Source organism: Hydrogenoanaerobacterium saccharovorans, assembly GCF_003814745.1.
In the GTDB taxonomy this organism is placed as follows: domain Bacteria; phylum Bacillota; class Clostridia; order Oscillospirales; family Ruminococcaceae; genus Hydrogenoanaerobacterium; species Hydrogenoanaerobacterium saccharovorans.
The window spans coordinates 507,866-528,286 of sequence record NZ_RKRD01000001.1; the positions used below are offsets into that span (position 1 = coordinate 507,866).

A 20,421-nucleotide genomic window follows, 5' to 3' on the forward strand; every position below is an offset into this window, starting at 1 on the left:
GGTAAAATAATAAAAAGGAGAATCTACATGAAAACAACAACAAGAGTATTATCACTGGCAATGGCGCTTGTTATGTCTGTTGGCATGCTCGCAGGCTGCGGCGACAAACCTGTTTCCAGCACACCCGCTGCGGGTGAAGCTGGAAGTGAAAGCTCAGCAGCGGCAGCCGAATCTTCAAAACCGGTAGAGATCAGCATTGCAATCTGGGGCGCAGAGGATGGTTTATCCGGGGGCGAAAATGATAAGGTTTTGAAAACACTCGAGGAAAAAACTGGTGTGCGTCTAGTTGCTCAGAACGTAACCTGGGATGACGCAGAGCAGAAAATTCAGCTGTGGGCCACGAATGGGCAGCTGCCCGATATTTTTTGTGGCGATTTTGTAGGTAAATCATTCTTCTTCAACTGGGTAGAACAGGGCGTTATCCGTGCTTTGCCTGATGATTTGTCCGCATACCCAAATTTAAAAGAGTATCTGACAATGGAGCGTGCGGTAGCTGCAAAACAGAATGGTAAATATTATATGATTCCCCGCCAGACCTATGGCGATATCTCTTATAGCGTGCAGGATCGCAATGTGGTTTACCGTTGGGATTTGGCGCAGAAAGCCGGTGTCACCAAAGAACCGGAAACCTACGATGAATTTCGCGATATGATTAAGAAAATTATTGCGGCCGACCCTGAAGGTAAAAAAATTAGCGGTATGACGCAGGCATTGCCGCAGCTCCTAGGAGGTTTTATTTATCCTTACGGCGGTATTATTGATAAAAAATGGGTCGAAAAAGACGGCCAGTTTATGCCCAGCTATTTTGCCGGCGATTTGAAAGCCTCTATGCAGCTTGCCCGCGATATGTACAAAGAGGGTACCATTGAAAAGGATATTGCCCTTGCCAAGCTGGATACCTCTAAGGAGAAGTTTCTACAGGGGCAGAGTGCCGCTATGGTTTTTGCTGGGTCTGGCCCCGCATGGCTGTATAACCAAATTGGGCGTGATTACGAGACCCTGTACGGGCGGAAATTCCTCGATGACGTACGTATTGCAAAGCTGTATCCTGGTGCCGATGGTAAAAAATACTATTTTGTAGATACCGAGTCTTGGTCTGAAAGCTACATATCCTCCAAAGTGGATGACGAAAAGATGACCGCTATCTGTAGGCTGTTCGATTTTCTGTACTCGGAAGAGGGTATTCGCCTTGTGTTCTGCGGAATTGAAGGTGAAGACTATGAGATTTCCGGCCGCATGACGGTTATGAAAGACGGCGTAGTGCTAGCTGACAAATATCCTTTTATGAATCCTAATTCTAATATTAATAGCCTTGCAATGTGGAACCCCAGCGACTGGAATTCCACGTTCCCCTCAAACAACCCTGCAGAATACCGTTCCCTGAACGATGCGCGCCATGAGGACGCGGTGAACAACGGTACCCTGTCCAAGTACTATGATGCCATTATGTTCCTCTCCACTCCGCTGAAGGATAAGTTTGTATATAATACCAGCGATGACCTGATGCAAATTATGATGGGCACCGAGTCTGTGGATAAGATGGTGGATGACCTAATTGCTCAGTATGAAGTAAAGGGGCTGTCGAGCATGCTCAAAGAAGTCAACGAAGCTGCCGCTAAAGCTGGCATCAGCAAATAAGACCTAAACTATACTTAGCTATGGGTATGGCACGGGCCCTTTTCCGGGCTCGTGCCATATTTCTACCAGAAAGGAAAAACAAAAATGGAGAAACATACATTTTACGGCATCCTTACTTCGCGGGAAGAATTTCTATACCCGGACAGCAGTTGCTCGGTTCTTCCGACTTCGCTACGTCTGGCCGCTGCACAAAACGGTCTGCGCGGAATTCAGGTTTTGCTCAAAACCTGTGGGGACGCAGTAAAACTTCATCTGGAAAGTGAAAGCTTTGAGCCACAATGGTATCGCATGGTTAAGGTACCGGTGGAGTACAACACTGGTGACGGGGTGGAACAGGGCGGCGGAATGGTGCTGGAAAGCCGCCCAACTGAGAAGCCGTCCTATGCCACCCGGTTGGCACCCTTTTGGGTGTATGACTGTCTGGCGCCTGCAACGGAAGGGATGGTGCAAGCAGCAGACGGCTTTGCCCCTGTATACTTTTGCCTTCACCCGAAAAGGGTTCTGGTGGCAGGAGAGCATACCGCCCTGCTTTCGATAGAAACCGACGAAGGTATATACACTTGCACCCTTACCATACAGGTGTATCCGGTAAACATCCCCGCTGAAACCTTTTCGGTAACCAACTGGTTCAGCCTGGATGCCATCTGCCGGTTCCATCAAGTGGAGCGGGATACCCCGGGATTCTATGCTGTATTAAAAGAATATGCACTGGCGATGCGCCGTGCCCGCCAGACGCTGTTTTACTTGGAGTTGGATGACACCTGTGTGACCGGCAGAGAGCCCTACACCTTTGATTTTGAATACTTACGCCCAATCATTGAGACGTTTTTTAGCTCCGGAATGCAGCAACTGGAGATTGGTCCGTTGTTGTCAAGGGGGGGGTTACCAAGCGGAATGCCGGATATGTATACCGACCGCTTTAAGTGCGCTATGGCACCTCAGGTGCCTGTCGATACCACCGAGGGCTACACCATTACGGTGCGGTTTGTGCAGGCGCTGGCAGCCTTCTTAACAAAATACAATTGGCACAACTGCGTTGTATTTCACGTTCACGACGAGCCTGATATTCATGCGAAAAGCCCCGAAACCATTGAGGCACGTAAGCAGCAGTACTATCTGGCTGTAAACATTCTGCGCAAATACCTGCCCGGCGTGCGCACCATTGAGGCGGTTTCCTCTGCCGAATTCCGGGGCGGCGTAGATATTTGGGTGCCCGGCACCCCCGGTTACGAGGAGCAGAAAGAAAAGTTTGACCACCTGATTGGGTTAGGAGAAGAGGTTTGGACCTATGTGTGCTGTGGGCCTGAGGGGCATTGGCTCAACCGCTTTTTGGATTTTGCGGTACTAAAAAGCAGGCTGCTTTTTTGGGGCTGCGCAAAAAACCGCATTTCGGGTTTTTTGCATTGGGGTTTTAACCAATTTCCAATGGAGATGGATCCGTTCAAAGGCACGAGCTGCCCCAACCACACCGGAATTGGCACAAACTTCCCCTGCGGGGATTCCTTTATCGTCTATCCCGGCAAAGACGGTCCATGGATGGGAATGCGGATGGAGGCACAGCGCCGGGGTGCGGAGGATGCTGAACTTTTGAAGCTGCTGCGGCAAAAGGACGAAGCCCGGCATGACGAACTGGTGGGCAGGGTATTTACCAACAACTACACTTATAACGACGATCCTGTCATTTTTGAAACTGTATATGAGGAGCTTTTGCAGGCTCTGAGCGACTGGAAGGAATGAGAGAATGAAACAGGTAACCGCCATTCTGCTGGGCGCTGGCGCCCGGGGGCAGATTTATGCTAACTACGCTATGGAGCACCCGGAGGAGCTTAAAATTGTAGCGGTAGCAGAGCCCAAGACAAGCCGCAGGATACAGTTTTGTGAAAAATACGGTATTTTATCTGAAAACCAATACAAGAGCTGGGAGCCATTGCTTGTGCATCACCGCCTTGCAGATGCGGCGCTAGTATGCACTCTGGATGATTTGCACACCACCCCCACCTTGGCGGCACTGGAGAAAGGCTATCACGTTTTACTCGAAAAGCCGATGAGCAACACCGAGGACGAATGCCGCGCCATTGAGGCGGCAGCCCGAAACGCCGGACGGGTGCTCAGCGTCTGCCATGTGCTGCGGTATACGCCCTTTTATCAAAAGCTGAAAGAGCTTATCACAGCCGGATTTGTGGGAGAGCTGGCCTCCATCGACCAAATTGAAAACGTCGGTTATTGGCACCAGGCTCATAGCTTTGTTCGGGGTAATTGGCGAAATTCAGCCGAGACGAGCCCGATGATTTTACAAAAGAGCTGCCATGACCTCGACATTATCTTATGGCTTATGGGGCGTGACTGCGAGCGGATTTCTAGCTTTGGCAGCCTGCGGCATTTCACGCCGGAAAACGCCCCGAAAGGTGCGCCTGCCCGTTGCTTGGATGGCTGCCCCCATAGTGAGAGCTGCCCCTACTATGCCCCCAAGCTGTATCTTACCCACAACATCGGCTGGCCTACCGATATGATCAGCACCGATCTGTCATACGATGGTCGGGTCACAGCACTGAAGAAAGGCCCCTATGGTCGGTGCGTTTACCACTGCGACAACGATGTGGTGGATCGTCAAGTGGTAAGCATGGAGTTTGAGGGTGGTGCGGTGGCTAGCCTTACTATGACGGCCTTTACCACCGATTCGGCTCGTCAGATCAAAATCATGGGCAGCAAAGGTCAAATTACGGCCGATATGGGGGCAAACACCATAGTCCTGCACCGTTTTGGTGAGGATAAGCCTGAAACATTTAATATCATACCGCCTAAAGAGAGCAACAACTATGGTCACGGAGGCGGGGATTACTGCCTCATGCGTGATTTTGTCCGATTGGTACAGGGACAAGGGCGGGGGGATAGCTTATCCTCAGCCCGGGCATCATTGCAAAGCCACCTTATGTGCTTCGCAGCCGAGCGTTCCCGTCTAAGCCATACCGTAACGGAGATGAGCAAGTTTCTCTCCCATCCATGAGGTGAAGTGAATGGAACATATTGTTTGCCACGCCGCGGATTACGGGCTTTTACCCGGTGATTGCCGTGAAACTACATTGGCGCTTCGAAAATTTTTAGACAACGTACGAAAAAATTCCAGAGTGACTTTAGAGTTTACCCCGGGCACCTACCATTTTTACCCCGATTATGCGTACGAAAAACTTCTTTGTATCTCCAACCACGATGAAGATACCCTAAAAAGAATTATCTTTGATCTGTCCGAAACCAAAGGGTTTCACTTGATAGGGAACGGGGCGGAATTTCTTTTTCACACCGACTGTATCCCGTTTTATGCTCACAAAGCAGAAAACCTTACGTTGGAAGGCTTTTCTGTGGACTATGTCCGCCCTTCCTACAGCGAGGCAGAGGTTTTAGAGGTAACGCCCAAAACCACGGTACTGCGCATCGATTGTGAGCTTTACCCTTACGAAGTGCGGCACGGGCGGCTGGTTTTTCTGGGGGAGAATTTTGAGCATGAGCTTACCGCATGGTTGGAATTTGACCAAAAGCGTTGTGCACCGGTTCATAACATTTTGGATATGAACTTTAACGGCAGCCGGGGAGAACACTTCACATGGTATGAAGAAACCGGGCCGAACACTGTGGCGGTCCATATAAAGGACGAAAAGAGCTTTCTTCCGCAAAGCCGACCCGGAAATCGTCTGGTTCTTCGCCACCATCCCCGTAGTCACCCGGGCTTTTACGTCACGCAGTGCGAACATGTTACCCTGCTCAATGTGCAATGTCATCACGCTACGGGGATTGCCTTTATGGCACAGCGAAGCCGCCACCTTACCCTAAGTCATTTTAACGTATGCCGCAGTAATAAAAGACCCCGTATCTTTACGGCCGCGGCCGATGCCACTCATTTTGTCTATTGCGGCGGCAAGATCACCATACAGGAAAGCCTTTTCGAAAATCAGCTGGATGACGCAGTCAATATCCATGGTATCTACGCTCGCATCAAAAAGGTGCTACAACCCGGTTGTTTTGTAGCAGAATTGGTTCATCCTATGCAAAAAGGGGTCTGTTTTGCAGAAATAGGTGAAATGCTCCGTTGCGTAGACCATCAAACCATGTTGGAGACCGGACAGGCAACCATAAAGAGCTATTCTATGCTGAATCGAGATTACTTCTATATGGAACTGCAAGAACCGGTCGATGGGCTCATCGAGGGCAACTCTATAGAAAACATCTCATGGGTGCCGAATGTAGAAATTTCCCGCTGCACTTTTCGAAACAACCGCGCGCGGGGACTGCTGCTCACCAGCGCAGGGAATGTTCTGGTGGAGGGCAATCTCTTTCAGGTACCGGGCGCAGCCATACTGATGGAGGGAGACGCCAGCAACTGGTTTGAGAGCGGGACGACACAGAATATTGTAATAAGCGACAACACCTTTGATAATTGTTCTTATGTTCCTGATTGGGGGTATGCGCCCATTCAGGCGACTCCACGCTATCAAAAAACAGTGCCAAACCGCTTTTATCATCAGTTCCTTATGCTCGACGGCAATCGTTTTCTCTGTTTTGATGACCGTTTGTTGCATCTGGAAAATGTGGGGAGAGTCTGTTTCACTCACAACAAAGTACAAAAGACAACAGCTTTTCCGTCCCGAAAAGGCAGACCTGTTTTCAATAAAAATTGTGGAGAATTGGTGCAGTTATAATTATAAAGCTTAGGATAGAGGCAGCCTGAAATAGAAAAGGAGGATCTTATGAAAACGAGCATATTCTGGAAGAAACTTCTCACAAGCACGCTGTGCATTAGCATAATTGCATCGATCGGCAGTGGTACGACCGTGTACGCAGCCGATTACCCTGCAAACCCGCCGGATAAAGCAGAGTGGCAGCTGGACTTTGCGGATGAATTTGATGGGCCAGAACTGGATAAGACCAAATTTACAGACAATTACCTTACCCACTGGACCACCCTGGAGCAAAGCAAAGCCAACTATACCTTTGAGAACGGAAATTTGGTGCTGAAAATCGACAAGGATCAGGGCGGATGGCGCCCCGGTACCGTACAGATGATTTCCAGCATTGCCACTGGGATGCGGGACGGATTGCACCGGTTTGGCAACGATGTTGAGATGGTAGACCATCATCGCGCCAACACCAATTATGAAACCAAATACGGCTACTTTGAGCTCCGTGCCCGCATTCAAGGCGGCCCCGGTATGCACTGCGCTTGGTGGATGGTTGGCAACCAGGACAATGCAAATGAAGTAACCGAGATCGACATTTTCGAAATTCTGGGCAAGGAATGTGGCGCCAACCGCAGCAAGGTAAATGTGTCGGTACACCCTTGGGCAGATCCGGCCAGCCGGGAGCAAAGCCTGAACTATTATGCCAATGCCGATTTAAGCAATGAATTCCATGTTTACGGCTTCGAATGGGATGAAACCGGAATGAAATTCTATTTTGACAACCAGCTTGTCAAGCAGACTTCACAGACTCCCAATTATAAAATGACAACACTTTTGGGTATTTACGAGGCGCCAAACTCTTGGACAGGCATCCCCGACCCCAATGCGCTGTATCCCAAAAAGTTTGAAATCGACTACTTTAGGGCATACAAAAGACCTGCTATGATTGAGCAGGAAAGAACCCCTGCTGCTGGTGAAAATCTTGCCCCCTACGCAGTGAAGGGCTCTGACAAAAGCTGGGATTGGAACAACCCTCCCAGCAACGCAGGCGATAATAATGCATATACCTGTATGCAGAGCAAAGATAACGTCACATTTCCGCAGTACATTTATTTTGACTGGAAAGATGGGCAGGATTTTGATACAGTTGCATTGAAATCCTGGTATGCACAGGGTCAGGCACCAACCAACTGGGATGTGGAGGTGTCTGCTGACGGTGAAACGAATTGGAGTACGGTAGCATCCTCCGGAGATATGACATGGAATACCAACACTGTGGATATTGAAAGCAAAGTACTTGCCTTCAGCAAAGTTACCGGTCAAAAAGCAATGCGGCTGAAAATCAATAGTGCCAATACCGCTTGGAAGCATTTCGCCATCAATGAGGTAATCGTAAAAGATTCCTCTACACCCTGCGTCGGTACAAATATTGCAAATGAAGCTATCCCCATCATGAACAGCGCCGATGCAGGATTTCTGACGGATAATAACTTGGGCAAAGCCACACAGAGCAAAGATAATCTGGCAATGCCGCAGTACATAACTTTAAGCTGGGCTACCCCTGTCAGCTTTGACCGTGTAAAGATGCACTGCTGGTACGCCCAAAGCCAGGCGCCCACCAATGTCGATATTGAGACATCGGCTGATGGAACCGCCTGGATGACGGCGGCAAACAGCGGGGATTTAGTTTGGCACTCCAATGATAAGACCATTGAGAGCAAGGATTTTACGTTTACCAGCGTGGAAAATGTAAAACACCTCCGCATTAAAATCAATTCGGCAAATCTTGATTGGAAGCATTTTGCCATCAATGAGTTGGAAGTGTTTGATGGCGCCAGTAGCATATTACCTTAATTCAGCTATCTTCTTCTACTATTCCAGACGACCCCGAGCGGAAAGCGCGAGGGGGCGTCTGGCCATAAAAAGGAGCATTAAACAAGAGAGGATGACGGCAGTGGAGCTACGCTTTTTAGAAAAAGAGTATTGGTATGGGGGCTATGTAACAGAGGGTGTTCGCCAACCGTACGGGGCGGAAAGTGATGTGGTATTGGACCTTACGCAGAATTCAACTCCGAATCAGGCTATGCCATTGTTTGTATCTACCCATGGCCGCTGGCTTTGGCAAGATCGTGGATTCCCTGTTCAGTTTAAAAAAGGGGTAATCGATTGCCCTGATGATGTGGAAATCGGCAAAGCGGGAGACAGCTTGCGCACAGCGTATTCCGGTGCGATGAAGAAGCACTTCCCGTTTCATCCCTGTCATCTGGCACCTCAGATGTTTCAAACCCCGGTGTATAACACGTGGATTGAGCTGACCTTTTACCAGACGCAGCAAGCCGTATTAAACTATGCTGAAAACATTGTGAGAAATGGGCTGCCCGCCGGAGTTTTAATAATTGATGATGGCTGGAGCGACTATTATGGTAAGTGGAGTTTTTCCAGGGAGAGCTTTTCTGCGCCGGAGCAGATGCTCCGACAGCTGCATGAATGGGGGTTTTTTGTGATGGTATGGGTTTGCCCGTTTATCACGCCGGACACTCTGGTTTACCGCGAATTGAAGGAACAGAACCTCCTCGTAAAAAATGGATGCGGTGAAGTGCACATTGCTCACTGGTGGAACGGATGGTCGGCTGTTCTTGATTTATCCAAGGCTGCAGCCCGCAGCTGGCTGGATAAACAGATGGATGAGCTCCGGAAATTGGGTGTGGATGGCTTCAAGTTTGATGCGGGTGATAGCACCTATTACCCGGTTGATGGTGAAATCTCTCCTGATGGGCATTCAGGGTTCTGGGCAGCTTATGGAGAACGCTTTCACTTCAATGAATTTCGCGTTACAACCAAAGCAGGGGGATGGTCGCTGATGCAGCGGCTTTGCGATAAAGACCATAGCTGGGGCGAAACGGGCTTGGCCGCGCTGATTCCAGATGCTTTGATACAAAACCTGACGGGGCACCCTTTTTGCTCCCCAGATATGATTGGCGGGGGAGAGTACCGCAATTTTTTAAGCCAGACCTCGCTTGACCCGGAATTGTTTCTTCGACATACAGAGGTGGCCTGCTTAATGCCGGTAATGCAGTTTTCTGCTGCGCCGTGGCGTGTGCTCTCCTCACCATACTTTGATAGAATTAAAAATCTTGTACAGATACGAAATAAATATTGGGAGGAAATCAACAGGGCGATACAGCTTTGCCGAGAGACCGGAGAACCCATTTTGCGACCGCTGGAATATGAATTCCCCAATCAGGGGTGGGCGCAGGTGATGGACGAGTTCATGTTAGGTGATGCCCTTCTCGTCGCCCCGATACTTGTTAAGAATACGAATGTAAGGCAAGTAGCAATTCCGAAAGGCTGCTGGGGCTGGAAGGATGCTATCATTGAGAGCACGGGTATGATATTGGAAATAACCACCGAACAAGGGGATTTAATTGTTCTAAGAAAGCTATAGCTAGTAATAAACTATCAATCCCTAATGCCGATAAATTGTACATAATGGAATTTTATATTATGTACAACTATACCTATAAAGAAAAAGCGCTCCGCCTTTAGCATGTTGAATATCCATTTTTATAAATGATAAGGAGCGATACAAAATGCAAATAGATGAATTCTGTAGCAGGATAAAGCTTTCTTCTGATGCAATTGATAATATAAGTACGCTTGCTTTCGATGAAGAACTTTATCAAGTGAAGAAGAATCAATTATATTCTGATAAAAAAGCTTTTTATCAGGAATTTGATCACAGCCTGAAAGTGAGCGTATTTTCCTTCAATATTACATACGCTTCGCTATGGACATAAGAGCACAATATACAGAAAAGGGTATTTCAGAAGAGGTATACTGGGATACATTTTCTGATATTACGTTATGGAAAAGAAAATGCTTTCAAAATATTGGTATTTATGGATTACAGGAGTACGACTGGCTATCGTTGCATTTGCAGCTCAAATTATTCCGCCTTGGCCGATTGCAGTTTCAGCCTATGCCCTTTCCTTTTGAAATACAAGATGCTGCCTGCCCAAAGAAAGGACAGATTGTCCTAAACTACATATTCCCGAGGGCGAAAAGCTGTTTTCAGAGCAGATGAAATTCTCTTATCTTAAAGCTATCGATTTTTTTAAGTTGGAGCCGATGTAGTTTTTATGCGGGTCTTGGCTACTGAGCCCGGCATTGCCTCTGCTGTTGGATTCAGACTCGAACATCCTAAATTTTCAAAAAGAATACAAGATCTTTACCATTGATCTGCAGGAGCGTCAAGCGGAAGAACGAATTTTTGGATTTATTTCGGAAAACAAACAAAGCTATCCTGAAGATACCTGTTTGCAAAAAGCTGCAAAAAAATATTTACTACAAGGAAATAAAATCCTTTTTGCTTGGGGTATTCGTGAAAATAAATGCTTTTTATGAAGCAATTTGTATGAATTATTTCTGGATTAACCGCAGAACAAAATCATAACCAGTCTGATAAATGGGGAGTGTTTTATTATGCCAAAAAGAATTTATACAACAGAACTGATATTAGAAATAGTGGATGCAGTATATAGGTGCATATAAGAATCTTACATATAAGCCAGGCACTCCTCCGTCACCTACGATTGTCAAACCACTTGTAGGTAAAACCAAACTAGCGGGGACTCAAGTGATAGATGCTGCCCATATTTTGAGTTTGATTGGTTCTAAAGTTGGTAGCGTGCACGGTATTCAAACTGTTGATGATGAAACTTTGCGAATAATACATGAGCAAATACAGGAACTTAGTAATATGGGTGAAGATGGGCAGGCAGCGCTCTTAAAAGAGTTTGTGGATACGGAGTTGGTCCCTGGAAATTTACTAAGTAGCATAAATTTCGATGAATCTTTTGAGGCATAGAAAAAAATTAGACAAAAAAGGGGTGTAGATGCTTTTGCTGAAGTGTGGGGGTTAGATGCAGAGTTGCTTAGCAAATCTGTATCCTCATATCCTGATTCTCGGTCAGATGTTATCCCATATATTGATGAACTAACTAAAAGTGTTGATTTTGATAAGGCAACAAATAAATCTGCGGGGAATAGGTTAAGACACATTATGAAATTGACTAAGGAATTGCCTACCTGGATAGCAGAAACTAAGCAAAAATATAGCTAATATTGTGAAATTAAATAAGAATTAAGATTTAATTAACCAAAAGGGACCAACAGTTACAGAATATATAACTGTTGGTCCTTTATTTTATACAACAAATTCCCACATATTGCTACAAAAGGATAGACAGTGTTATTTAGCACTGTCTATCCTTTTGCTTCAACGAACCAGCGGGTGTTATCCTCAAAAAATAAATACGTTTCATGCCCTAATATGCGGCAGGTATAGCGTATCCCCTGCCCACCCACTTTGAGCGATGCAGCAGGGCGGACATCAAGCACTCTATCAACCTCAAATTTTCGTCCGTCCACCCACTGAATTTCAAGCGGCGTTACATTGCCGCTTGAATCGAACTTTGCTGTCACATCAACATAAGTTCTTTTCACCTTTTATCACCTCAAATAGCTTACAGGATGTATCGTGTGATCGCCCTTTGGGTTAAAACTTGTTAGGGCGGTGTCCTGCAACACTACAGCCCTCTGTACGCAAAAATGCCCATACCTTCGGCGCAGCCAATCCACAGTACCCTCTAGTACTTCAAGTTCCTCGCGACGTTGTTGATTGCAGAACATATCCAGCTGGATACTCTCGTCACCATGACTAAAATCGGTTACACTTACGCCAATGCTGCGGATGGGGCGATACCACTTGTAATTGTCTGCAAAAAGCTTCATTGCGATTTGGGTTATTTCGGATGCTAAACACGTAGGGTGCGTAATTTTAATTTGCCTCGTAAAACTGTATAGCTCACTATCTCTTATACTGATAGACACAGTTTGCCCTTTAAAGCCCTGCTCACGCATTCGTGCTGCCACACTTTCAGCAAGTACGTAAAATACCATTTTTACGTCGTTATCATCCTCTAAATCACGTGGGGTGGTGGTGCTGTTGCCGATTGACTTGATAATAGCAAGGTTATTATAACGGGCGACAGGGGAGGTATCCAAACCATTTGCAAATACCCAAAGCATATCGCCATATTTACCAAACCAACGTCTGAGATGCTGTGGGTCGGTGTGGGCAAGGCTGCCTATGGTATTGACGCCGTAGTTGTGTAGTTTATTTGCAGTAGCCCTGCCCACATAGAGCAAATCGCTTGCGGGCAGAGGGTAAACAATATCTTTATAATTTTCTTTCGTAATTACCGTAATGGCATCGGGTTTCTTGTAGTCACTGCCGAGCTTTGCAAAAATCTTGTTGAAACTCACACCGATGGAAACGGTAACGCCCATTTCGTCTCTGACACGCTGGCGTATCTTTTCAGCAATCTGCTCACCCGTACCGTAAATTTTACTGCCTGTTACATCTAACCAACATTCATCGATGCCGAACGGTTCGACTTGGTCGGTATAATCAAGATAGATGTTTCTTGCCAGTTGGCTAAATCGCAAATAAAGCTTAAAATTCGGTGGTAGCACTACAAGCTTTGGGCATTTTTGTTTTGCTTGCCAGATTGCATCGCCAGTTTTGATATCAAATCTTTTGGCGATATAGTTTTTGGCAAGGATAATACCGTGACGCTGTTCTACATCACCGCCAACTGCAACTGGCTTTTCGCGTAGTTCGGGACGATGTAGACATTCTACCGAGGCATAAAAATTGTTTAAATCCACATGTAAAATCTCTCTATCCAATTTTTCACCTCCACAAAAAGAACATATGTTTACTATGCCGTTAGTATACCGCTATTTTAATTGCAAATCAATGGAATCTATTGTAAATAGCAAAAATGCTGTGCATAATAAGATAAGAGGTGATTGTTATGTGTGGCAGATATAGCCTATTTACCGATGAGCAAAATGAAGAAATTCGCAATATCATCGAGGAAGTAAACAAAAAATATTATGGCAGTGATATAAAAACGGGTGAGATTTATCCAACAAATATTGCTCCTGTGCTGGTAGCCAAAGGGCAGCGGCTCGAGCCTGCGCCGTTAATTTGGGGATTCCCGCATTTTAAAGGCAGCGGTGTGATTATCAATGCCCGTGCGGAAACCGCCGAAGAAAAGAGGATGTTCCGCGACAGCCTTATTCGGCGGCGTTGTGTCATACCATCCACGGGCTTTTTTGAATGGCAGCATGACGAAAGCAAACAGAAGTATCGGTTTAACCTGTCCGATACTTCGACGCTTTATATGGCGGGGTTTTACAGCGAATTTAAAGGAGAACGGCGTTATATTATCCTTACTACCGATGCCAATCAATCTACAGCAGACGTGCACAACCGTATGCCTGTTGTACTGCAAAAAAGTATGCTCAATGACTGGGTGTTTGACAGCGACAAGGCATTAAGCATTCTGCATCGTGTACCGCCGATGCTTACGAAAGTACCCGTATAATTGCTACTTTTCTATGAATGGCTCAATTACAAGCTGCCCTTTGTCGTTCATCCACAGTACAAGGGTTGCAACTTCACCTAACCCCAGCTCGTCAACAATTTCAAGCGGTAGCCGAAGCCGATAATCGTTGTTCAGTGTGACACTGCGATAATACACATCGTTTTGTGCAGAGCACGGATAAATATTGCGTTGTTTTTCATTTGGCATGGTTTTAAATCTCCATTCTTAAAATATTATGGCTTTTAGCCTGTCTGTATTTTACAGCTGAAAATAAAAAAGCACCGTCAACAAATACGGTGCGAATTAACAAACAAGGTCAAGACCAATATATTTATTTGCAAGTTGAATTATATAAAATTCATAAAAGCACGTTGGCCGACCTTGTTATGTTTGATTTTATGCAAGATTAGTTGTTTGCTCAATCACCCATTATCTAAGTTTAGATAATACTATCCTAGAACATGATAATATTATCTTTTCAGTTGCAGTAAACAGTGGGTATAGTTACTGCCCCCGCAAAAGAGTACCACTCAAATCAAAAGATAAAACCCCATCTTATGATGTAATCTATTGACTGTTTTGGTAGGATAAGCTATACTGTAACTAAACTTGGTAAAATAATTTTTTGCTACGCGGGTAACCTTTTGTGAGAGGGTTGCCCGTATTTTCTTTTGTGCTTTTTTCGCAGCAATTACAAGGCGCAGCATGATGGCGCGCAGGGCAGGGGTAAAGACAACATGCCTGTTATGCCCGATGCGGTTATCGGTTTTACGGTCGTAACGCTCTTTGGATAAATACAAATGCTGCTGAAGATAAGTAACTGCATCAATGACGGTGCGCTTTGACATGTGTAATGCGGATACCATCTGTGACAGGCTGGGTACAGCTTCAAGGCTCTTATTGCATCTGCATTTGAGTAAGTATGTATAGACCTTAAAAACGCTTTTAGGAAGCTTATAGGCATGAATATTGACGGGTAACTTCGTGTACCCGCCAGTGAACGATTCGAGGGTGTAGCCGTTGGCAATTTGCTCGCCTGTTTTACGGTTGCGGCATGTGTGGATAAAGATAAGCCCTTTGTTTTTGAGTGCCTTTGTAGCACGTGATACAGTGCCGGCAGTCGCGCCGATGAGCTGCGCAATGGTGCTGTGCTTGACGATGCAGCGACCAAAAATATTGGCATGCTTTTGCAAAGCAGTATATACCATTAGCTCTGTTGCATTTAGATTGTAGTTAAAAACGGCATCGGGTAGTTTGATATAGCGGTTCATATTGGCACTCCTTTCATAAAAATAAGACACTTGGTATACCAAGTGTCTTTAAAGTTTGACTCACTTAAAAAACTGTATGATATTCTTTTTCCCCTTGTTCAACCATTTCTCTAGCTCTTAGAGATATATCATATTGCATTTCACTATTTATTTCTCTTTCCAAAGTAGTATTGTTAGTGAGATTAAAGACATAGATTGCATTGGGAACAAGAACATATACCCTATTGAATTTATAGCTTTCATTAGAACAAATATTGAGCATCTCCCAAAGGGCTGATTTCCTCATTTCAGAATTGGCAAATATATCTGAAAAAATAAATAGATATTGTTCGCGGAAAGACTTATATTTTTTTAGCTTTTCCATTTTCAATTTTAACGTACATAAGATTCTGTTGAAATTATCATTGCCGGATAAACCACTTAAAATTCCATCAATTTTAGCACCACATTTTTTTATTTGTTTTTCTATTTTTTTCTTTCCAATATCATCTTGCTCGGGCAATTTTGAATATAAATTTTCCGCTTCTCTATGTTTTGGGTTGACTGAAGATACGACTTCAACCCCAATATCTAATTGCTCATTCTGTAAATCAGGTTTGTCTGAAATAATCAAGTCATAAAATTCTCTAGGGAATAATTCTTCTAAAAAAATTTTTGCGAGACATTCATCGTATTTCGGTTTTGTATGCTCAGGAAGAGGCTTGTCTTTTTCGATTGCCATACTAAATTCTATCCTTTCATTAAAATCGTAAATATATGTTCCATCTTATACATATTCACGGCATATATCTAGTTTATCATACTCAAAATTAAATATCTACTGACTAATAATAGCCTTGCAGGTTAACCGCAAGGCTATATTATATCATCCAAACATACCTTTGGTAAGCTCGAATTGTGTATTTGCAATGCTCTTGATGTCCTCCGTTGACATACGAGCAATAGGTGATACTTCATTTCTGCGATTTAGGTTGTAGTTTTCCATTTTAGGCAGATAGTCGGCGTAATACGGTAATTTCGTCCTCATAGGTGGGCAACCTCCCGATTTAATAATGATGTACTCACCAAACGGGATGCGGATAATTTCACCCGCTGAAAGCAAAGGCTTCGCCATCATTTGTACGGTCTGCGAGCCGCCCTTGCCCATCGATACGCTGCCGCTTTGCACCGTGTGGTTATCAAGTATCTGCGATATCTCTTTGGCACTATCGTAAGCCTGTGGTGCCACATAGGTGGTAACAGTGATTTGACAGGTTTCTCGGATGATTTTTGCTGTGGTTTGGTTATAGCTCTTTTGCAATTGAGCCAAACTTTGCAATGCGGGCATAATGCGTATTCCCGCACTGCGTGCCGCTGAAAATAGCACGTCCACATTTTTGATTGTGGGCATATTACCAAACTCATCCCAAAGGCATAGCACCTGTCGAGGCAGCACTCCCGTGCCGTTTGTCCTTGCCTGCTCAATGAGGTCGTTGAGGAAATACCGCAAAAACAGTGTGCCGAAAAAGTATCTTGTCGGGTTCTCATCGGGACAGATGATGAAAACGGCAGTGGGTGTATCAATAAAGCTAACATCGTCAATTTCGGGTGAGTGCTTTGAAATCATCTGCTCCATCTCTGCGTCTATCAGCCCCACCAGCTTGCCGAGTGCAGATGAAAAGATATTCATTGAGCTACGGAAGTCTGCGGACATTGCGGGCCCGACGTACTGCTTGATACGAGGGTTGTCAATGTGCTCCAACAGCTCCTGTAGTTTGTTCTTTTGGTTTGGATTCGCGGCATCGCTGTCCACTGTGCCGTTTAAATCAATGATAAGGTTAAACACCGACAAGATGTGCTTTTCATCTTCGTTTACCGCGTACTCACTTACCAACAATATAATGCCTGTGATAAGTCCTTGTGCCGTTTCATTAAAATACGCAGAGGCATCACTGGTGTTTTGTGTATCGATGTTATAGACGATGCTCTGTGCAAGGATTTTGGCATATCTTTCTGCCTTGCCGTAGGCAATCAATTTATCACGCTCATTCGTGGCGTTACGATATGCATGCATATTTTTATTTACGTTATTTAATAAATTAAAGTTGTAACTTTTAAAAGGTTCGCGCAAATTAAGATAAACGATGTTATAGCCGTGCTTTTCCAAAAACGTACCGCAAAGACGGATTGCATCACCTTTTAAGTCGGTTACAATCATGCTTGCCCCTTTGCCGTTGGTTTTTTTATTTACAATGGCATTGTACATAATAGTTGGTAGTATATTTCTTGTTGTTTTACCGCAGCCAGGAGGTCCGATGAGCAGGGCACTCATGTCGGAGGTATCAACAATCCATTCGCCCTTGTCGGTTCTGCCCAAAACAAAGCCCGATTCCTTTTCCTTGCCCATTGGCAGCACTGCATTATATTCGCGTATTTCTTTTTCAGTCGCCCAACGTGCCTTACCGTACTGCCCGTCACCCGCCTCTTTTGCCTTGATGTTCTTCAGGTCGTAATTCGGTAACCATGACATTAGCAGCGTCATCGCCGCTGAGAGAAATAATTTTATATACCAATGCTTTGGGATGGTAATCAAAAATGCTACCATCCCAATATTTTTTAACCCATGTACAGGCAAATTTAGTATCCAAGTGGACGCGATATAAAAAAACACAAAAAATAAAGATAAGGCGATTCGTTTCTCCACCTTATCCATTCCGTAAAACATATTAACTTGTTCCTTTCTTTTTCAAATTTTTAAATAGTTGTTTTTTATCCCCTCCTCCTACTGTATTTGTTGGATGAAATTTACGAGTTCATCTGTTGTAACCCCCTGTTGCTGGGCAGGGGTTTGTGTCTGATACTGTTTTTGCTGTTGTTTTACTTCCTGCTGTTGGCTTTGTTCTATGTGGCTTTCTACAACCTTGTCGACACCTCTTATGACATAGGTCGCAGCACGATTGACTTTTGCTAGCGTGTTTTCCAACGTTTCCAACGTGAAGCTGGCTTTATTTTCTCCAACGTCAGAAAAAAGTTCGCGCACCTCTTGAAAAGTAGTCGTCAAAGTTTCCCCATCTGCCATGCTTACTGGCTTTTCAAAGGATGTATGCAAGGTTGCAGAGAGCATACGGCTTTCAAAAGTCTGAAGCTTTGCAGGTGATTCGGATGTTAGAGTAATAATTGCATCGGACAGACTGTTAATGTATTTTGATACTTTCTGTGAGTCATGCAACTCGCGATTGATTTTGATGGTGTTGGATTCCTTGTCGTAAAAACTGTCGATGGCGAGTCCATTCATAGCAACTTCTTCTGTTTTAATGCCGAGACTACCTGTGGTGCGTGTCATAGCGGTAAATTCAATAAGGTTTTCGTAGGTGTATTCCGTTTTTTGCTCCATATCCAATATCATTTGACGTTGGCTTTTGGTTATGTCAAACTGCTCGATGTCAAAAACACGATTAAGCCCATATTGTATTTGTCGATTGATAGGTAATTTACCCGATACAATTTGCAGCTGTTCTGCCGTGGCTGCATCCTTAGCCAGTACTCGTTTTCCATCTTTTTCAAAGTACGCTTTAACGGACGCAGAATATATATAAATTGGTTTCTGCCCTTTCTTTACGCGTATGCCTAGCTTGCTGAGTTCCATTTGTGTATACAACTTGGTTGCACTAGGGTTTTGCAGTCGGATAGCTACCGCATTTTCTAAGCCGTATTTCATCAAATTCTTATCCAACAGCAGGCGATTGATATTACCGTCCAACAGCAAATCATCTAACCGACGGGTTACAGCGTTTCTCAGCTCAGGCAAAGTAATAGGTATTGGAGCAAGATTGGCGGACTGCTGAGCTAGATCAAGTAGCTGCAGCAGTTTTTTGTCTGCCTTCTGCTCATTTGTTAGTACTGATTTAACTTCTTCCAGCTCGGACAAATAATTTGCCTTTGCTTCAAAAGCCGTAATATCAGATTGCTTCTGAACATTTTTTAGATAATCGGAAAACATAGGGATTTTCTCGGGGGATAGAGGTAAGGTTTTGTTAGCAGGTTTATCATCTCTGATTATATTTTCCCTCTGAGAAATGGTGCTTCCGCGCATAACATCTACGATACTTTGTGCCAAAGAGTTTGCCGACATATCGTATGACAGTTTACTGCCTTGCCAAGTGCCTTTTGTATGGTTAATGCCGTTGAGCAGCTTGATGCCTTTTGCTGGTGGCTCCCACTGAATAAGGTTTTGGGTGTAGTCATCCAGCAGATAATCGTTTGGTCGGATACCATCCGGCACAAATTCTTTCTTATCTCTGCCGTAGGGGACAAAAATACGATGAGCGGCGTCGATTTCCGGCAAATGTTTATCAAGCGACTGGTTTTTCTCGTCCAACGCGTGTTTGCTGTCCGAAAGGTAAGCCGAAAGGAGGAACACTTCTATTGCTGGATGGTTACGGATAATCTCTTTGATAGCCTGTACCACGTTTTCCATTGGTTTGAGGTTTGCAAAGTAGCCTGGCTCATACAAGGTATCCAAACAATCAACATGCTTAAATTCGACCAATGTACCATCTTGATCGACGAACAGACGCTGTTTTGGATTAATGTAGTTCATGTCAAAAAACTGCGCTCGGAAATCCTCAGAAAAACTGTACCGTTTGTCCAGTTCTTCAGGTGTAAGCGTTTCTTCAATATAATCGTCGGGACCTCCATGATATCGAACCGTAAAACTTGAGTTCTCAGCATCGTAGGAATGGAATTCCAAATTGGCGGCAGGGTCATACAGCACCTTTCCAACAAAGGACTGCCAATGCTTTTTCGTGCGATACTTTCATCTGAAAAAGAAAAGGACTCCCTTTCCAGAGAGTCTTTGGGCTGATTTATTTGATTTTTGTTATCAATCATTCTCTTGTACCCCCTGCAATACATTTCCGTCCTCATCCAACTTGAGGGTGAGCGGTGTTGCAAAGGTATTTACCGTTGGACTCAACTCTGCCAGCTGGCGGTGCGTATCATCGCCGATGGCGTCGAAGCTGTCACGCATGAGCTTACAAAAAACTTGTAGTCCCTCACTGTAAATTGTGTATTGGATGTGTTCTTCGTCCTCGTACACAATTTCAATGAGACGAAAATCAAAATGGGAAATGATACGGTTGCGTTCTTCCAGCGTAGAAATTTTGTCTCGCGTTTCGTCAGACACAGGTTCCAGTTCCTTAAGAACTTCAACTTGCCCAAAAAAGAAAAATTCTCTGTCCTCATCCATAAGACTGTGATAAAAGTACTTGCCCGTATCCGTCTTGTAAATTGCCATGTTGTCAACAAAGTAACAGCAGCTTGCGGTTTCGTTTTCAATAAGATTTTTGTAGTAAGGGAAGGCTGTCAGCGTTTCGATGCTTGGGTTTTGATACATTTTGTCATTCC

Annotated in this window: 18 protein-coding genes and 1 pseudogene; 11 read left to right on the forward strand and 8 right to left on the reverse strand. The window is 44.8% G+C overall.

From position 1 onward, the window contains the following. Nucleotides 1–27: 27 nt before the first annotated feature. The 10 genes and pseudogenes from EDD70_RS02390 to EDD70_RS02430 all read left to right on the forward strand — a co-directional run bounded on the left by EDD70_RS02390 (nucleotide 28) and on the right by EDD70_RS02430 (nucleotide 11,175). On the forward strand, nucleotides 28–1,638 hold the full coding sequence (locus tag EDD70_RS02390; protein WP_092753381.1) for an extracellular solute-binding protein: 1,611 nt from the start codon (nucleotides 28–30) through the stop codon (nucleotides 1,636–1,638). 84 nt (nucleotides 1,639–1,722) lie between these two features. Beyond that, entirely contained in the window at nucleotides 1,723–3,375 is a 1,653-nt protein-coding gene (locus EDD70_RS02395; RefSeq protein ID WP_092753379.1) for a DUF4091 domain-containing protein, read from the forward strand. A gap of 4 nt (nucleotides 3,376–3,379) precedes the next feature. Then, nucleotides 3,380–4,642, forward strand: a complete 1,263-nt coding sequence (locus EDD70_RS02400) for a Gfo/Idh/MocA family protein (RefSeq protein WP_092753377.1) — start codon at nucleotides 3,380–3,382, stop codon at nucleotides 4,640–4,642. A 10-nt stretch (nucleotides 4,643–4,652) separates the two neighbouring features. Next, entirely contained in the window at nucleotides 4,653–6,329 is a 1,677-nt protein-coding gene (locus EDD70_RS02405) for a right-handed parallel beta-helix repeat-containing protein (RefSeq protein ID WP_092753375.1), read from the forward strand. A 48-nt stretch (nucleotides 6,330–6,377) separates the two neighbouring features. Continuing rightward, nucleotides 6,378–8,162, forward strand: coding sequence for a glycoside hydrolase family 16 protein (locus EDD70_RS02410; protein ID WP_092753373.1), 1,785 nt, complete (start codon nucleotides 6,378–6,380; stop codon nucleotides 8,160–8,162). 100 nt (nucleotides 8,163–8,262) lie between these two features. After that, the gene (locus tag EDD70_RS02415; protein WP_242943101.1) at nucleotides 8,263–9,753 is read left to right on the forward strand and encodes a glycoside hydrolase family 31 protein; all 1,491 of its coding nucleotides are present in this window, start codon (nucleotides 8,263–8,265) and stop codon (nucleotides 9,751–9,753) included. A 145-nt stretch (nucleotides 9,754–9,898) separates the two neighbouring features. Further along, on the forward strand, nucleotides 9,899–10,105 hold the full coding sequence (locus EDD70_RS02420) for a hypothetical protein (RefSeq protein WP_092753371.1): 207 nt from the start codon (nucleotides 9,899–9,901) through the stop codon (nucleotides 10,103–10,105). Continuing rightward, nucleotides 10,096–10,392, forward strand: coding sequence for an acyltransferase domain-containing protein (locus tag EDD70_RS15330; RefSeq protein ID WP_092753369.1), 297 nt, complete (start codon nucleotides 10,096–10,098; stop codon nucleotides 10,390–10,392). Before EDD70_RS02420 ends, EDD70_RS15330 begins: the two co-directional genes overlap by 10 nt. A gap of 62 nt (nucleotides 10,393–10,454) precedes the next feature. Further along, nucleotides 10,455–10,712, forward strand: a pseudogene (locus EDD70_RS02425) (acyltransferase domain-containing protein); the annotation flags it as partial. Between the two features lie 232 nt (nucleotides 10,713–10,944). Next, nucleotides 10,945–11,175: a hypothetical protein gene (locus EDD70_RS02430; RefSeq protein WP_123810997.1), complete on the forward strand. Its 231-nt coding sequence runs from the start codon at nucleotides 10,945–10,947 to the stop codon at nucleotides 11,173–11,175. A gap of 398 nt (nucleotides 11,176–11,573) precedes the next feature. Here EDD70_RS02430 and EDD70_RS02435 read toward each other — a convergent pair whose 3' ends face one another. Further along, nucleotides 11,574–11,813, reverse strand: coding sequence for a hypothetical protein (locus EDD70_RS02435; protein ID WP_162840846.1), 240 nt, complete (start codon nucleotides 11,811–11,813; stop codon nucleotides 11,574–11,576). A gap of 6 nt (nucleotides 11,814–11,819) precedes the next feature. Continuing rightward, nucleotides 11,820–13,061 carry a DNA polymerase IV gene (gene dinB / locus EDD70_RS02440; RefSeq protein WP_092753363.1) on the reverse strand — a complete coding sequence of 414 codons (1,242 nt, stop codon included), beginning with the start codon at nucleotides 13,059–13,061 and terminating at the stop codon, nucleotides 11,820–11,822. A gap of 128 nt (nucleotides 13,062–13,189) precedes the next feature. Between dinB and EDD70_RS02445 the strand changes: the two genes are divergently transcribed. After that, nucleotides 13,190–13,765: an SOS response-associated peptidase gene (locus EDD70_RS02445; protein WP_092753361.1), complete on the forward strand. Its 576-nt coding sequence runs from the start codon at nucleotides 13,190–13,192 to the stop codon at nucleotides 13,763–13,765. Between the two features lie 3 nt (nucleotides 13,766–13,768). Here the strand turns inward: EDD70_RS02445 and EDD70_RS02450 are convergent, their stop codons facing one another. The 6 genes from EDD70_RS02450 to EDD70_RS02475 form a co-directional block, all read right to left on the reverse strand. Beyond that, entirely contained in the window at nucleotides 13,769–13,972 is a 204-nt protein-coding gene (locus EDD70_RS02450; protein ID WP_092753359.1) for an AbrB/MazE/SpoVT family DNA-binding domain-containing protein, read from the reverse strand. Nucleotides 13,973–14,295: 323 nt separating this feature from the next. Then, nucleotides 14,296–15,036, reverse strand: coding sequence for a helix-turn-helix domain-containing protein (locus tag EDD70_RS02455; protein WP_092753357.1), 741 nt, complete (start codon nucleotides 15,034–15,036; stop codon nucleotides 14,296–14,298). A 64-nt stretch (nucleotides 15,037–15,100) separates the two neighbouring features. Next, the gene (locus EDD70_RS02460; RefSeq protein WP_092753355.1) at nucleotides 15,101–15,757 is read right to left on the reverse strand and encodes a hypothetical protein; all 657 of its coding nucleotides are present in this window, start codon (nucleotides 15,755–15,757) and stop codon (nucleotides 15,101–15,103) included. Nucleotides 15,758–15,901: 144 nt separating this feature from the next. Continuing rightward, nucleotides 15,902–17,545, reverse strand: coding sequence for a type IV secretory system conjugative DNA transfer family protein (locus tag EDD70_RS02465; RefSeq protein ID WP_162840845.1), 1,644 nt, complete (start codon nucleotides 17,543–17,545; stop codon nucleotides 15,902–15,904). Between the two features lie 252 nt (nucleotides 17,546–17,797). After that, a complete protein-coding gene (locus EDD70_RS02470; RefSeq protein ID WP_242943100.1) occupies nucleotides 17,798–19,789 on the reverse strand; it encodes a 5' nucleotidase, NT5C type in 1,992 nt (663 codons plus the stop codon). A gap of 108 nt (nucleotides 19,790–19,897) precedes the next feature. After that, entirely contained in the window at nucleotides 19,898–20,410 is a 513-nt protein-coding gene (locus EDD70_RS02475; RefSeq protein ID WP_092753347.1) for a hypothetical protein, read from the reverse strand. Between the last annotated feature and the right edge of the window lie 11 nt (nucleotides 20,411–20,421).